Consider the following 17,223-nt stretch of genomic DNA (forward strand, 5'->3'; position numbering starts at 1 on the left):
CTAGACTTCATTAAAGACAGGCCATTGATGGAACCTGTCTTTTTTAGTAGCCTTTTTTGGCGCTTGACACTCTACAGACGTCCCTACGACAAGCGGGTGGATAATAGTTTGGCGAAGGTCGTGGCGTGGGGGCCGTCGCCGTGGATGCAGATGGTGTCTGCTTGGATATTGATTTCGCTGCCCAATACTGTAGTGACCTTTTGTTCCTTTACCATTTTCAATACTTGCTGGATGCTGTCTTCGTCAGTTTCAATCAATGCATTAGGTAGTGTTCTTGGCGTTAGGGTGCCATCTGATTGATAGGTTCGGTCAGCGAATACTTCATTTGCAACTTTCAATCCTACCTTTTCACCTGCTTTTGTTAGTTCACTGCCGGATAATCCATAGAGGATGAGTTCAGGATGATAATCATATACAGCTTTGGCAATAGCTTCGGCGAGCTTCGGATCCACTGCAGCCATATTATATAAAGCTCCGTGCGGTTTCACATGGTGTAATAAGCCACCGTTCACTTTCACAAATGCATCAAGTGCACCGATTTGATAGATAATTAAGTTATATGCTTCATTTACAGATAGATTCATATTTCGACGCCCAAATCCTTGAAGATCATGAAAACCAGGATGCGCACCTAGCTTCACCCCATGCTTCATAGCAAGCTGAACCGTTCCATTCATAATGTCCGGGTCCCCGGCATGAAGTCCGCACGCAATATTTGCAGAAGTAATATATTTCATGATTTCCTTGTCATTTCCTAACGTATATCTGCCAAAGCTTTCCCCTAGATCACAATTAATATCAATTTTAACCATTGCATTCACCTCTTTTTAAAATTGCCTCTAGCATGTTTAGCTGTTTACTTCGCTCCGTAAGCTCGGTTTGTGCTTCGTCTATTGTCACTTTTCGAAAGTAAATTGCATCCCCAGGTTTGCGCTGCGCCAATATCGGCAAATCTGCCGATATAACTTCACCTATTTTCGGATATCCACCTGTTGGCTGGCGATCTGCCATCAGTATGATCGGTTGTCCATTAGGCGGGATTTGAATCGTTCCAAATGTAGCCCCTTCCGTGATAAGCTCTTTTTTTTCAGATAAAAAAATAGGATCCCCTTTTAACCGATAGCCCATTCTATCAGAATTAGTTTCTACTTGATAAGGTGTGGTTTCAAAGCTATTTTTCGAAAACCAATTGTACTGTCTTCCTTCTAGAAATCGAACAGTATTTGTATGTATGTATGAAAAAAGCGAAGGGCTGAGCATCCAATTTTTAGCGGTAGTCGACCGAAATTCCTGAACTGGAAGAAAGTCTCCTGCTTCAAGCATTTTTCCAATCCCAGCTTTCATATATGTACTTTTACTGTGTAAAATCTTTTCTACTAAAAAACCACCTTTAACAGCGAGATAGGTTCGACATCCTTGTACTGCGTTGCGAAACGTAAGTATATCCCCCTTTTCTACCGATAAGGGTTTACTTTTTGAGACAGGGTTTCCATTTAATATCGGGCTCATATCCGCCCCGCAAAAGCAAACCTCCGTACTTACCTCAAATTCAAACTTTGCTCCAACTAGCGTCATTTCAAGTACTGCCTCACCCGCACTATTTCCAAGACAAAGATTCGCTAATTGCATCGCCCACGAATCCATCGCACCACCAACGACAAATCCATAGTGTTGATACCCTTTTCGACCACTGTCTTGCATGGTTGTTAACAAACCACCTTTTAGGATTCGAATTCCCATAGAAACTTACCCCTCTCGATACGTTCGTACACTTCCTTAGTAATAGAAACAAACTCGACTCGATCCCCTGGTTGTAAAAGAGTTGGTGGTGATGCTTCCAATGAAAAAAGTGAAATAGGCGTCCGCCCAATAATTTGCCAGCCACCAGGTGTTTCAAGCGAATAGATACCTGTTTGTCCACCAGCAATTCCAACGGAGCCTTGCGGAATTTTTAACCGTGGTGATTGTTTCCTGGAAGTGGCTATTCTTGGATCCATTCCCCCTAGGAAAGGAAAACCTGGTGCAAAACCTAGAAAAAACACATCATATACTTGATTCGTATGAATAGAAATAACTTCTGCTACCGACAACTGATTTATTTCCGCCACGAATTCTATATCGAACGCAAATTCCTGCTCATAACAAACAGGAATTCTCATCGTCTTTCCAGGATAAACATTTGATTTCTCAAGCTCATTTAAGCCCTTTTCAATTACAGTATAGACGTATTCATATTTTGCTATGATTGGATCATAATGTATAGTCAATGTAGTATAAGCCGGAACCACTTCGACCATTCCATGAAAAGGATTGCGCTCGAAATAATCAGCAGCTCTTAAAACTTTATCATTAACAACCTTTGATATTTCAACACCAAATTCTAGCAGAATCGCCCGATCCCCTAATGGAAACATCCTACCCCATCCTTTTGCGGATATTTTACCTTAATTCTCTATTCACACTTAGTATGGAATGAATTGTATCACTATTTTGACGATAATGGAAAATGATAATACTTTGAACTTTACCTTTCAATCAGATTTTCAAAAACTAAGCCTTTTCAAGTACTTTAAATGAAATTTGTCCGATCTAAAATGCATCGCAAAAAAACTTAAGTGGCATAAAAGGCACAGTGAACCTTTTTACATTTAAGAAAAAAAGATGAGGTAATGCATTAGCATCACCCCATCTTCTGCCATTATAATTTTTTCACTGAAACTTTCATTGAATTTCCAATGTTTCCGGCTTTATCTTTTGCATAGACGGATAGAACTGTTCCTGCTTTTTGCTTCTTTATTTTTATGGAGTAGTTTCCGCTTTTATTTGCTGTTACGGACCCTATCACTTTTTTACCGGCTTTCACATACACTTTCACACCAGCTTGTGCTTTGCCAGTAATTTTAGTGGAACTTGACTTTACCTTTTTCACTGATACTACTTTTGGCAATTTTTGATGTTTCACAGTTACATTAGCTATTTTGCTCACATTGCCTGCTTTATCGGTTGCGGAAACAGAGATCACTTTTCCTGACTTTTGTGTTTTAATGGTGATCGAGAAGTTACCGTTTTTATCGGCGGTTCCTTTTCCTAATACTGTTTTCCCGACCTTCACGGTTACCTTCGATGCAGGTTCCGCTTTACCAGTAATTTTCTTAGAATTATCTTTTAAAATATTGATCGTTGGAACTTTTGGCGGTGTCTTATCTTTAACAGTAACTTTTGTGACGCTGCTAACTTTGCCATTTTTTCCAGTCGCCGTCACTGATAGAACCGTTCCTGCTTTTTGTGTTTTAATCGTGATAGAGAAAGCACCATTTTTATCAGCGGTTCCAGTTCCTATCTTTGTTTTTCCTGCCATGACAGTAATCTTAGAACCAGCTTCAGCTTTTCCAGTTATCTTCTTATCAGAATCTCCGACTTTATTAACCGTTGGTGCTTTTGGAGCATTTTGAGTTGTTGCATCACCTTTTGTGATTGTAATGGTTTGAGTTACAATATGTCCCCCAAGGTCTTCCACTTGAAACTTGAATTCATTTGCACCTGGTTTTAGTACTGGAGTGTATTTGTAATCATAAGAGAAAGATCTCATTGCAAATGGCTCATCGAAATCATGAGTATATTCTTCACTACCATTTACTAATAGACGAATATCATCAAAGTTATCTGCTACTGTTACTGTCAGTACTGGAGCTTTCTCGTCACTTCCAACAAAATTATTTGCTGGTAGTCCAGATATTTTAAGGGTTGGTGCGACAGTGTCGACAATAATTTGGCGTCTAAAGGCGATCTTATTACCTACAATATCTGACCCTTCAAAATAGAGGTCGTGAACTCCATCAGCAGAGAACTTCAAATTAGTATTAAATTCGTAACGTTTTGTTGCACTATTATATACTAATGCTAGATTAACAGAAGATCCGACCAACTTATCTGAGCTAACTTTCAAATAATCCATTTTTGAATCATCTGTTACATATCCACTTAAAGGAATGTCGCGTGAATCAAAGACATCTAGCGCTTCTGGTGATATAACGTAAATATAAGGAATGGTTACATCACCAGGGCTTGTTACAGAAACACCTTTACTAACATTTTCAGCATAGTCATGGGCAACTACTTCAATCTTCGAACCATCTGCAATTGTACCAATATTAACTTTAAAAGATGTAGATGTACCTGGATTAACGTTACCAAGAAGCTTGCCATCCACGTTAATATCAAAATATTGCAATCCACTTCCAGTATCTGAAGCATCGAAAGCAAGGATTCCTGTTTTCTTGCTATATGCCACATTCGATACAACCGGTGGTGTGTTATCGACAATCACTGGTACTTTTATTACTTGCTGAGGTTTACCCGGAAGGTAAGTCTGTGTTTTTACTTGATAATAGTACAAGCCATCTGGAGCAACCTTGTTATTAATGAATCCATCCCATTCAGTATAGTAAGGTTTATATGTGTAAGGTACTTCTGCTGCTGCATAGTCCTTACGCTGATCTTTATCCGTTCGCAGCTTACGTAATGTATTTCCACTCGAATCCGTTATGCTATACTCAACCGTTTTACTGTTCCTTAAGAAGGATAAAACTGGCGTAATGGTATTATTTGCACCTACTCCAAGTGGAGATATTGCAATTAGGCTTTTGCTGTACTTACGAGTCCATGGATTATACCCTAAATAGTATCCATCTTGATCAACCATTCCAGAAATACCATAATATGAACCTGTATCATAGATCATTGGGTCTAATACTGATGGTTTATTCCAATCACCTTTGAAACCAACATAAGGTACTGTAATATTTGGATTTGGCTTATCTTGGTCATCACTTGTAAGTGTGATAAAGCCTTCTACAAAATAACCATTTGCCATTGCCTTTTCTAGCTCTGCTTTCGCATTAGTTAAATCAATTTGGACAGTAATATCTCTAGATGCACCTGCAAATAGTGTTACTTTTGGAGTATCAACTACGACTTTTGCATTTGAGATTACTTTTTCTTTTAATGCAAGTCTGGTATTTGAACCTGATCCTGTTGTTGCATCTGTTAATACAGAGGCTCCTACATTATAGGTTATATCTTTATCACTGAAGTTTGTTGCAGTTACAGTCATCGTGAATTTATCTGCATTAATTTCTTTAAGCTCAATTTTCCCTTCATTCGTCCCTTTATTTACTACATATACAGGAGTCGTAACTGCTGAATATAGCTGCATCATTCCTGCTCCCTGTTGTCGTGGAGAATAAGGGATATTACTATTAGTTGGATTCGAAATGATTTTTGCGGTATTCATTAACATTACTTTAGCACGTTTTACCGCATCAGCACCTTTTAATGCCGGGAATAACTCATGCACTCTTTGTAAGACTAATGCTGACCCACCAGATACATGAGGCGCTGCCATGGAAGTTCCACTCATAACACCGTATTTTCCATCATTTAGTGTAGAGTAAATTTGTCCCCCTGGAGCCGTAATTTCAGGCTTTAGTTCTAAATCTGGAGTTACTCCCCATGAACTAAAGGCTGACATTGTACCTGCTGCACTATTTACTACGGTCATTAATTCACCAGTAAACGTTACTTTCCCTACTCCACCAGCTGCCTTGATTTTTGTTTGAAGAGTGTTTCCATCGCTTTGACTTAAAGTGACGAGTGGAATAGTAGGGCTATCTAAAGCCATACTTACATAATCACCATGGCTTGCATGACCTCTAATGATTACACCGGCAGCACCAGCAGCTTCAGCTTGATGTTGAATTGCTGCATAATTTGGATCTGTTGCTGTTCTTACTGCAAATACAATTTTTCCTTTTACATCTTTACCTGCATACTGTGCTGCACTACCATCACCAACAAACACTACATCCTTATCAACATTTTTTCCAAAAACATCTATAGGATCAGGAGATTCCTGTGTTTTATATGCAATTGGTAATGTTTCTGATCCGATTGTGATCATCATTTTGTTCAATGTAATTTTGTCATTTTCAATGGACGCAACTGCAAGGGAATTGGGGTAAAGTCCTGGATCTCCAACCATACCTATATCAGGATTCGTTGCATATGGATTAGTTGAATTTCCATCTCCAATTTGTGCCTCATTTCCAGCAGAAATTGACATTAAAACACCATTGTTTACTGCACGATCAATCGCTTGTTGCTCTAGATTGTCTGGATTCACATATCCTGCTGGTGCACCTAAGCTCATATTCATGACATCTGCACCTAAGATGATGCCGTCATCAATCGCTTTAATATAGATGTCACCAAAGGTAGATATCATTCCAGGGTCATTACTAAATACTTTTAATGCAAGCAATTGAGCTTCTGGAGCGATCCCTTTAATACCATTCTTCGTTTCATCACCATTCGCGCCTACGATTCCGGCTACGTGCATACCGTGCATAGTAGCATCTGGTCCAAGATCTAGAATTTCACTATTTTTGTCCGCATAGTTATAGCCATAAGGTACTTTAGCTGTATAGTATTTACCTTGTAGACTGTTTGTTTTGACCAAGCTTGACACATTTGTTGATGTCAATTTCGGTTTTGTATCGGCACTCAACTTCATATCTGGATGATTGGAATCAATACCAGTATCAATGATTCCAACGACCATACCTTTACCGTTGTAGCCAGCATTCCATGTTTGGATCGCTTGAACCATATTTTTACTAGTAATCATTGTAGGTTTTTCTTTAGGACGCTCATACTTGTTTACGATAGTTACAGATTTTACATTTGGTAGTTTTTCAAGTTCAGAAATTTTTCCAAATGCTATATCACCACTAATACCATTTATGACTGTGGTAAATGTATTTTGAACGTTAAAATCAATTTTTTTACTTTTTATTGCTGAAAGAAGATTTGATTGCTCATTCTTAACTTCTGTCTGTAATGAACTTTGGGTCTTCTCCGATAAGTCCTTATATCTTACTCCTTGTTTCGTGGGAAGAATAATCGCCGGATCACCTTCTAGTTCCACGACAACCCTAACCTTATCGGAATCCTTATAATGTTGCTGTGATAAAACCTGTATTGTTTTCGACTTGTTTAGCTTGGCTAATCCGCTCGTTGAACTTGAATTTGATTCTGCTTTTGCAAATCCAACTCCGAACGCCATGTTAGTGACAGTAAGTAATGATAGTAAACCAAGTGCTACTTTTTTTCTAAAACCTCTAAACTTTTTCACTAGCTTTCCCCCAATTTATTATATTAAAATACTAAACTGCTCCTCCTTTCTTGTATTTCAACTCTTGAGTAACTTTCATATGTAGTTAAATTTACCCAAGATGTACAAAATGTATCATGGGGTAAAACCCTTGTAAATAGCGATATATAGCGGTTTTTGTAGATTTTTATAATATTCAAAAAATAATTTTACGACCTTGTCACTAGTTGTTTCGACATATTATACAAATATCAAACTAATATTCTGTAAAAAATATTAATTTCTCCAAAAAATTTAGTATATGAAACACTTAAAAGCACTTTATAACCGTCAAAAAGCTTCATACTTCGAAATACATTTATTTTTTCACAAATGTTTTAATCGTTTCGATTGATTTCGATATAGAAATTGACAGTGACAAGCATTAAATTACAATTTCCTTAGGTTGTTTCTATTAAATTTCTTTATTAGACATGTTCTGTATATAGAACAGAAAATATGACAAATAATTAGTCATTGAAATGGGTTAATATCACAACACAACGAAAAAAAATCGTTTAATAGATAGCTTAAACGATAATTCGTAATCCTTTTTATAGTAAAAAAGAAGAGGGTATTTGGTGAAAATGTTAAATTAGTAATGTTATAAAGAACAATTATAGGTGGGCGATATTATCATACAAAAGTGAAGTGTAGATGTTATTGAGAGTTATGCAGCTTTCTACTAGTTCTGTACGTATAGATGATAGATTAAGTGGAATTTTCCTGTGGAAAAACGAGGATTGTACACCCCACGTGGACAAATCATCTATTTGTCCACGTGGGGTGCCTGACACCACTTAGGTGTCATTACTATTGTAAGTTGCTTGAAGCTATATACCATGTACCTTTTGTTCCTGTGATGGAAACTTTGTACCAGCAGAATAGGTTTGCTGAGCTTTCATCTTCGATTGGCCCACTTTGGATAGTCACTTTTGTTCCCGCTGGAAATTCCTTTGCTTTGTTATTTACTGTAGTAGGTACCGTCCTTAAGTTTGCCTTTGAGGAAATTTTTATTTGTTTTCCTTTTATATACATCTGAGTTGATACGGTTTTCTTCTTTGTCGTATATGTCATTTGATTCTTAAAGGTAGGTAGTTGTGTATCTGGATCTAGCGTCATGTTGATTCCTGTTAGTATATCCGGGTTCATTAGCGTTCTATCTTTCAAATTTTTATATACTCTTAGTTGATAAGCGTTTTTGTTCGTGTTTGGATTATTTTTTTGTGACAATCCATTATACGCCATAATAGCGAAATACCAGTTTTCTAGGATTTTCTTGTCAACATTGCCTTTTCCGTCTGCATTTATTTTAGGTATTAAAGGACTTTCCCCAGTACCAAATTTCCACTTTTCAAGGAGGATAGCGACACCAACTTGAATATTGTATTTAAGATCATATTTTACCCGATTCCAATCATAGCGCTGGTCATCATCAGATGCTGGTGTTACCTGCATAATTCCGTACCCATTATCTGGACTTTTAAAAACATCTCCGTTAGCTAAAAATTGCTGGAGCTTGCCATTTTCAGTAACAGCGATGGATTTGAGGATTTCCGGTGGAATTCCTGCCGAAATGGCTGCACTTGTCAACATTCCTTTGAGCTCTGATGTACTCACCTTTATGCGATCCATAATGCGTGTGAAGCGTTTATTTAAGTTTGTTTGATCGGACTTTGAATTATACTTTGCTATTTCTGATTTCAGTGTTTTGTAGATTCCAGGTACCTTTTGATCTGATTTTCCTTTTGAAACTAATGAGGTTAATTCTTCAAACTGTGACTCAATATTTAACAAATCTGCAAAGCTACCAGTTTTCAGTTTTGCCGGGATGCTTGCGTTTAATTGTTTTAACTCTGAGCTTAGTTGCTTTTGATAGTTTGCTTGCTTGATTAAGTCAATGTTAAAAACAATTATTTTGTATTGATTAGCGATTTTGCTTGGAGAAGCAGATGATTTTACAAGCTTACTTGATTCATTAAGTGCTTTTTTGACCGTTACTGGATATTGAAGATCATTTAGAACTTTATCAACAGGCGTTTTATAAAGTGTCTTTATTTTATCCTTCGTCTTTTTACCGTAAACAGCTGTGAACTTAGGAGAATAGCTTTTGAGAGTACTAGACAAAGATGTGTATGCATTGATGGTGTTTGTATCCATTACACCTTTCTTTACATACTTATCTAATGTTGTTTTTTTGACTAATAGCTTCTTCCCATAGGTAACAGCGTCGATATATTTTTTACCTCTATCAATTTTGGTTTTTACGTCCTTGAGCTTAGCCAGATTCGTTTTTTTCTGATTTCCTTTTTGCTTATTTACTGCCTTCAACGCTTTTTGATATTTATTAAGGGCTGTCTTATATTCTTTAGTTGGGATGTTCTTACCTGTTCCCTTATTTTCAACCGTTGTAAGCTTGTTGAGAACTTTTCCAGCATTTACTGCAGCAGTTACGAGACTGTTAGTATTACTTGCTGCTAGAGAATGGTAGTTCCCAAAGATTGAAAATAAAACAACAGAAGCCACGAGAAAGGCAATTCGTATGAATTTCACTTATTCCACCTCGATTTCTTTTATTCTACTTACTAAGTATAATGGTTAACCCAAAATATTGTAAGAGAATTTCCAAAAATTCAAAAGGTGACTGGCACCATAATCAAAAAAAGGTGTCTGTACACCCCAGGTGGACCCAAATTCCTCATTTGTCCACGAAGGGTGCCTGACACCATTTATTTCACTTTTTATTTACTTGTTACTTTTAGTGTGTATGGTTTAATGGTTGAGTTGCCGAAATAGTCTTTTACTTTGATGTAGTATTTGCCTTTTTTCAGGTGGACTGGCATGGCTTCGGCTTGACCTGCTCCGTAGTAATCGGCGTACTGAATTCGTTTTCCTTTATGATAGAGTGAGATGACGCCGTCGACTTCTTTTCCTGTATCAAAGGAAATATATCCTGTGAAGGCTTTTTTCACATTGAGGACGTACCAGTCTTTGTCTCCGAACGGTACACCACTATTCAATTGCCCAGTTGCGGTCCATGTTTTTGCATTTACTTTTTTCAATTTTAATGGTTTAGAAGGAACATTATTTTTCACCACAGAGCCTTTATCCTCATCCTTTGTCGAAACAGGTGCTACTGTTGCTTTGTAAGGAACTAATGATAATGGTGTTGGTCCGTCTATTAATCCGATAAATTGGATAATATAGTTTTTGCCTTTTTTTACTTTAAAAGAACCATAGTTTGTGCTTGACCCATTATAAAGTGAAGTACCAATAATACTAGCACGTTCAATATCTGCAGCATCGATTTTGCGATTTTTATTCACATCCTCATAAATAAGCGCAACTCCATATACATCTGAAAGCAATTCCTTCGGGTACTTACGCAGTAATTCCGGCGTTGGCTTTCCGCTTTCAAAAAGCAGGCTGTAGACAGCTGATTTTTTCCCCTCTAGGTAAAACAAATGCTCATCATTTGGCATGGCAAACGTTCCTTGGAAGGTAGATGACGGCAGATTTTTTATTTTATTTGACTTAGAGTCATACTGATCTCCTAAATTTGACACAATGAGATTGGATTGCAATTTATAAGGATCGTACGAAATACTAGACGAATTAAATGGATTTCCACTAAAGTGAATTAAATAGGTTTTCCCTTTTTTCATTCCAGTATAAAAGCTGTTATTCAGCTTCAAGCTAAAAAGGTCATACGGTTGATTGCTTCCGTTTGGCTGTGTAACGATAACCCGATTTCCGTATTCGTCTTTTTCTTTATTAACCATCAAGATTTCCACATAAGGCTTATTGTTGTAAGATCCCGGCAAGGTAAACTGATAAATTCCTGTTTTGCTAGGAGTAACCTTATACCAATCCTCATCCCAGTCTGTTTGCAAATAGCCGGAAATAGTTCCACCTAATGTAGCAGGAAGAGCATTGTCCAAGATTGTTTGATAGTAGTCATTCAAATCTTCCCCATCATTAGGCATAGGCAGATTATCCTCATCAGGAGGAATGACCTTCCCTACTATTTTCAGTGTATATGGTAATAAGGAAGATTGTGAATCCGGTTGAATACCCATTTGGGATATCGCGGCCCCAGACATGAACCAATTATCCCCAGAAAACGCTGATGCTTTATTTGTCACTCTCACATAGTATTGTGTTTGCGGTGTAGTTGGAATTGTCAACGTTTCCCCTTCGCCAATTCCGTTACTACTAGCTTGCCAATCGGGCGGAATTTGATCAATTGGCATAGGTGGCTCTTGATCATCTGATGCAGGTAGATCCTCATCATCCCCATCGTCACTTTCCAATCCAAGTGTATCCATTGAATACACTTGAATAGAAGAACTAACACCTACGATCCCACTTAAAGAAATTTTTACTACATTTTCATTATTTGTTTTAAAAGTGAAATAGTCGTCATCCCCATTTTCGCCAAATAACAACATTTCCTTTGACTGATATGGAAAACCTTTCACTTCCATTGGCTTGTCAAATGTCGTTTCAGCCTTTGGTTGATTCTTTGTACGAATCAAAGAAAGCTTAAATTTCGCTTTTTTTGCCGAAGAATCGTCGTAATTTCCATTTACATCCTTCACACCAATGGCCATTATCCCTGTATAAGGTGCTTGAAGTAACTTCCCTTCCGCCTGCCCTGCTCCTACATCATTAATAGCGATAGATTGAGATTGCTTCGCATCATCTGAATAAAATCGAATCATTAATTTATTGTCATATTCAGGTGCACTTGTTAGTTCCGTTTGAATGTATTCCCCTTTGACAACTTTAAACTCATACCATTTTTGTTCAAATGGTTTTGTAATATAACCTTCTTTTGCAATCTTTTTTGAAAAAGATAGTCCTGCTGATTTTGCTAAAATTTCTTTCTTCGACCAAGAATTTTTCACGAAAGAAGGGAGCTTTTTCACATTGTATTTAAGTGCTGCAGTCGGGTTCAATAAACCATTTCCGTATTTTAAATCATAGCCCTTTGCACCTAGGTCAGTGGCCGTGTGTTCTAAAATATATTCCACTTGCACAGGCTTCAGGTTAGGATATTTAGATAGCAGCAAGGACACAGTACCCGCTACCATTGGTGATGCCATTGATGTACCGCTTAATGCTGCAAAGCTAGATTTTTTCTCAAGGTCATAGATTGGGGCATAAATGTCTTCCCCTGGTGCCACGATATCAAGGGACGGACCGTAGTTTGAGAAATAACTTAGCTGCTTTGATTTATTAACGGATCCAACTCCAATGACTCCTTCATAGCTTGCTGGATAACTAGGCGTATCTGTGCCGTCATTCCCTGCAGCCGCTACAACGGTGACACCTTTTGCAATTGCTGATTCTACTGCTTCTTCTAATAAAGGTGAGGCATATGGTGAACCAAGACTCATATTGATTACCTTCACTCCGTGCTGTACAGCATAAAGAATTGCCTGGGCAATCGTGTAATCTGAGGTGAACATCATTCTATCAAAAACATCAATTGAAAGGATATTTACATTTGGATTTATTCCATAGCCCCCAATTCCATTGCCTTTTTTTGCGGCAATAATCCCTGTTACATGGGTCCCATGAGTATCCGGTGTACCTTGATTCATTGGGTTGATAACATTATAGCTGTCCTTTGAAAAAACCCCTTTTAATTCCGGATGTTTTTTATCAACGCCGGTATCAATAACCGCTACTGTTACTTTGTGCTTACCTGCTAATTTCTGAGCGTCCGCAATTTTTAATAGCTTTAAATGGTATTGTTCTGCTGTCTTTGGATCTCCTTGACTAGTAGAAAATGTTTTATATAATGCGCTCCTACTGACTGAAAGAATGCGGCTGTTTTTTTGAAATGTTGTCATTACTTTTGCTAAGTTAGCTTTCTGGCGGACTCTAATAACCATGTATTGCAGTTTGTCCACTTTTTCAATTACATCGAAATCTCTGCCATTTCCTTTTACTGCAGCTACTGAAAATGATGGACTATATTTCACCAAAAATGTATCTTCACTAAATGGTGACGTTTTGGATTGATCCATTTTATCTTGTAGTGCTCTTACTTTATGGTCCAATGTAACCGATTTCATTTTCACCGTTGGCAAGGTTTGTGCCGATGCATTTGTCGTTAGAAATGACGATGTGGCAAGCAAAATACCACATAAACCTAAGGAAGCTAATTTCCCCATAACTCGCTTCATAAATTCCCTCTTTTCTTAAGGCTCTTTTCTTAAACATTGTTGTTTTTGTAATCGTAATTCTCACAAATTTCCCCATTCAGCTTTAGAATGGGGAAATTCTATTAAGAAAAGATGCCCCGAAACTAATCCTTATTAGGAATTTAAATAAAGTACGAAAAAGCAACAACTAATACGAAAACAGCCTTGCATAATAAACTAGCAATATCATACACTAGCAAATAGGAAAATAGGAACAACTATTTTACGACAAAAACCGAGTGATGAATGGTGCCTGACACCATGGTGTCAGGCACCATAAATAGACATTTGGTCACTTTTGTCCGCGTAGGGTGTACACTTAAAACTTAAAACACGAAACTCTGTTTACTAACTTTGAAGGTTCGTTTCCCCTTTACACTTCTTTATAGATATTTATTTGGCCATTTTTGGATAAACAAAAATAGCCACCCCCATTGGACTAATTCAACATTGCCCACTGGGAGTGCCTATCATTTTTACATACTATCCTTCTGAACTTCCATACTTTTTGGCATTGCCTTATTATATATTGGCACAATAAACAGAAGTCCGATAAAAAATAAAACAGCTGCAACTTCAAATATAGTGACGATGGATAATAGGTTTTTAAGGGAACCTGCAATACTCATGGTGACCACCATTGAACCTGTGAATAGTGGACTGAGAGTACCGTTCACCCGACCCATAAAATCAGAATCGGTATTTTGCAGAATCATGGTGTTTATTCCAATTTGGATACAAGGCATGAATAAGCCGCAGAAAAATTGCGTCACTAAAGTAATCCATAATGTTGTCGATATACCTAAAACACCTACACCAATAGCGTTTACAAGCATTCCAATTACAAGCAATTTAGCCGGACCGACCTTCTTTGAGAACCCCATTGTGGCTCCTCCGCCTAAGATCATACCCGCTCCGTTCAACATGAGCAGCCATTGTAAATGTTCCTTCGCTAACCCCAATCGTTCCGTAACTAAAAAGATGTTTAACGGCTGAATCAAACCAATCGCTAGACCTGCCGCCATAAAACAAAGTCCTAAAAGCCTTAATTCTTTTTTGGCTAATACATATCGGACCCCGCTTTTCATTTCCTGCCAAAGTGTCGTGTGTTTTTTTTCTCTTTCCATCGAATGGTCGGCTGGAATGAATGTTAAGGAAGCTGCAGATAAGAGGAATGCAATCCCCGTAATCAGAATGGAAACTTTTATTCCGAAACTCTGAAATACAAAAGTTCCAACAATTGGTCCAAGGATCATAAAAATCGCAAAAATCGTTTGATAAATGGACATCGCAGACTGAATTAGATCTTCTGGCAAATGCATTTTAAATAATTTCATCCCCGATGGCTGTGAAAACTGAGACAAGATAGACGAGATTAAAGTAGCAAAGAACACCACTTTCCACGTTGTAAACATTAATGCTAAAATGACGGCAAAAACGGAAACCGCACTCAATGCATCACACCAAACCATTGTTCGTTTCGGACGCCAACGATCTGCAAACGCTCCTCCTATAAAGGAAAAAATGAAGATTGGTGCAAACTCAGCAACCGATATCATGGAAATGGCGAACGCATCTCCTTTTGTTTTTTCCATAACAAATAACAGAACGGCAAAATTCCGAACCCATATTCCCACTTGTAAAAACAAGGAAGATACAAAAATGGCTTGCACACACCGATTTCTTAATAATTGTTTCATATAATTCTCCTCTTATTGTTTGAATTTTTTTTATCCTCTAACAATTATACCCACATTAAAAACCCCCTATCCTGCTTTTTTAGCAAAATAGGGGGTGTAGTCGCCGTCATGAACCATAAAAGGACAGTACAGTCTTCTCCTGTACTATTACCATCTTTATACATGCATAGACTAATCCTATTTCTGAAAAAAGCATCGTGAATATACGAATGTTTTCTTGTAATAGGATTAGTAGATCATCGTCCTTTGGTTCACTCCTTTTTAATAAGGCTGTTTTCGTATAAATTGTAGCTTTTCGTACTTTGTTTAAATTCCTAATAAGTCTTAGTTGGGGCATCTTTTCTTATTAAGATTCCCCATCCTTAAGTTAAATGAAAGTAATTATGAAATTTACGATTACAAAAGCAACAACGTTTAAGAAAAGAGCCTTTATTGGTGTTTACAGTTTAACCGATTTACCATTAACAAGCAATATACTTTTTTTCTACAAATTTCCACATTCATGCTTCTTTTATTGTCCATCTGGTATGGACATTTTAGGGTTTTGTCACGAAGTGAAGGTACTAATTTATTCAATTCGATAACTCATATCCGTTACTCTTTCATAACCTTTAAGCAAGTTTATCCAATAATTATCTGTTATCCCTTTCTTATGGTAATAATCCGAGAATTCGTCCGGTACTCCCTTTTTACCAATTTCCCCTCTTATTACCATCGTGTCCTTCACAACTTTATCGTATTCTTGCATTAAACTCTCCATTATTTTCAATTTATCAATCTGTTCATCTGTTAATTTAATTTCTTGCTTTTTCATATGCAGATTCAGAAAAAAGCGAGAATATTCACTATTGATTATGAGAACATCATTTGCGCTATAATTTCGCAAGCGCCCAATGGTAGTACCCATATCACCAACATCTTGAGTATTCATCGCAATATCTTCAAAGCATGACTGAAGTTCTCTTGCTTGCCCGATTGTTAACTTTCCACTTTTGATTACATCTTGTAACATCCCCAAACTATACAATGAGGATTGAGAGATACCACCAATATGATTTACTAACTGATCCGAAAGATATCCTGCATAAGCTTTTTTCTCTATTTCCGAATGAATAAACAAAATGATAAACACAAAAACTCCTATTCCTAGCATGAAACTAATAATTTGCTGTTTTTTCATCATGCTCCCCTGCCAATTCCTATTAATCTCTTACATCAATATATACTGGTACAATCCATTTTCTGATTTCCTTATTATCCCTTGATTTTAGCATCTTGTCGTCAACCTTATCCATATTCAACGTTCTAATCCCTTTAGTTATTCTTGATGTCTCCCTAATTTTAAAAATATATTCGACACATAAACTGGAACACCTCTTTAGTTGATATTTTTTAATAAAATCATTAGCTACCTTACTCAGCCAAGTATGTAAATGTTGGCCGACCTACTTTCTCTACACTGTTAATCCTAAATTGATAAAGGCTTGTTCAAGTAGAGCGGTCAATAATTTTTCCACACAGAAGACCCCTCCAAACGGAAGGGCTAATTGTGAAGTTGACAATCCATTGTTAGTAGCGCTATTAGGCTTACATCACATTTTTTTGAAACCATTAAATTTTTGTCACACCAAATCCACTTCTTAAATAAACATATTAATGTGTAGTCAAACAAACGCTAATTTTTTCTAACTATTAAATGTACATCCTACCAGGGATGTTAAGGGACATTGCTTGGGCTTGCATCTGAGTATTGTGTGGATACTCATGATGGTGGTGCACTGGATGGTAGTGTACAGGTTGGTAGTGCACAGGTTGATAGTGCCCACAGCAAGGATCTTCATAGTGCATCATTCCATAAGGAGAATATCCCATCATCGGATAGCCCATTCCGTAGGAAGGATATCCATATCCCATCATATACGGATTATGAATTCTTTGATCTGGATACATGTTTTCACCTACTTTTTGAAGAAGATTTATAACCAATTTCATCCTATGCCATTTACCTAGGAATGAAGCTTATTCTTATAAAAATGGGTTTTTACCTAAGAAATGGAACAAGGGGACGGTTCTTGCGTTTCACGAAACGCAAGAACCG

The 17,223-nt window shown here is 37.3% G+C and carries 9 protein-coding genes; 1 reads left to right on the forward strand and 8 read right to left on the reverse strand.

The window, feature by feature from the left end:
* Positions 1-83 precede the first annotated feature (83 nt).
* From AC3WJF_RS16030 to AC3WJF_RS16065, 8 genes are all read right to left on the reverse strand, one after another.
* On the reverse strand, positions 84-812 hold the full coding sequence (locus AC3WJF_RS16030) for a LamB/YcsF family protein (protein WP_492453969.1): 729 nt from the start codon (positions 810-812) through the stop codon (positions 84-86).
* On the reverse strand, positions 805-1,740 hold the full coding sequence (locus AC3WJF_RS16035) for a 5-oxoprolinase subunit C family protein (RefSeq protein ID WP_492453971.1): 936 nt from the start codon (positions 1,738-1,740) through the stop codon (positions 805-807). The genes AC3WJF_RS16030 and AC3WJF_RS16035 overlap by 8 nt, the downstream gene beginning before the upstream one ends.
* A complete protein-coding gene (gene pxpB, locus AC3WJF_RS16040) occupies positions 1,722-2,414 on the reverse strand; it encodes a 5-oxoprolinase subunit PxpB (protein ID WP_492453973.1) in 693 nt (230 codons plus the stop codon). Before pxpB ends, AC3WJF_RS16035 begins: the two co-directional genes overlap by 19 nt.
* 284 nt (positions 2,415-2,698) lie before the next feature.
* A complete protein-coding gene (locus tag AC3WJF_RS16045) occupies positions 2,699-7,192 on the reverse strand; it encodes an Ig-like domain-containing protein (protein ID WP_492453975.1) in 4,494 nt (1,497 codons plus the stop codon).
* 831 nt (positions 7,193-8,023) lie between these two features.
* Positions 8,024-9,763: a transglycosylase SLT domain-containing protein gene (locus AC3WJF_RS16050; RefSeq protein WP_492453977.1), complete on the reverse strand. Its 1,740-nt coding sequence runs from the start codon at positions 9,761-9,763 to the stop codon at positions 8,024-8,026.
* 188 nt (positions 9,764-9,951) lie between these two features.
* Positions 9,952-13,407, reverse strand: a complete 3,456-nt coding sequence (locus tag AC3WJF_RS16055) for a S8 family peptidase (RefSeq protein ID WP_492453979.1) — start codon at positions 13,405-13,407, stop codon at positions 9,952-9,954.
* A gap of 494 nt (positions 13,408-13,901) precedes the next feature.
* Positions 13,902-15,125, reverse strand: coding sequence for an MFS transporter (locus AC3WJF_RS16060; RefSeq protein ID WP_492453981.1), 1,224 nt, complete (start codon positions 15,123-15,125; stop codon positions 13,902-13,904).
* Positions 15,126-15,693: 568 nt separating this feature from the next.
* On the reverse strand, positions 15,694-16,308 hold the full coding sequence (locus AC3WJF_RS16065) for a hypothetical protein (RefSeq protein WP_492453983.1): 615 nt from the start codon (positions 16,306-16,308) through the stop codon (positions 15,694-15,696).
* 544 nt (positions 16,309-16,852) lie between these two features.
* On the opposite strand from AC3WJF_RS16065, the gene AC3WJF_RS16070 reads away from it, so the two are divergent.
* Positions 16,853-17,107 carry a hypothetical protein gene (locus AC3WJF_RS16070; protein WP_492453984.1) on the forward strand — a complete coding sequence of 85 codons (255 nt, stop codon included), beginning with the start codon at positions 16,853-16,855 and terminating at the stop codon, positions 17,105-17,107.
* Positions 17,108-17,223 lie beyond the last annotated feature (116 nt).

The organism is Heyndrickxia sp. FW510-T9, from assembly GCF_058781025.1.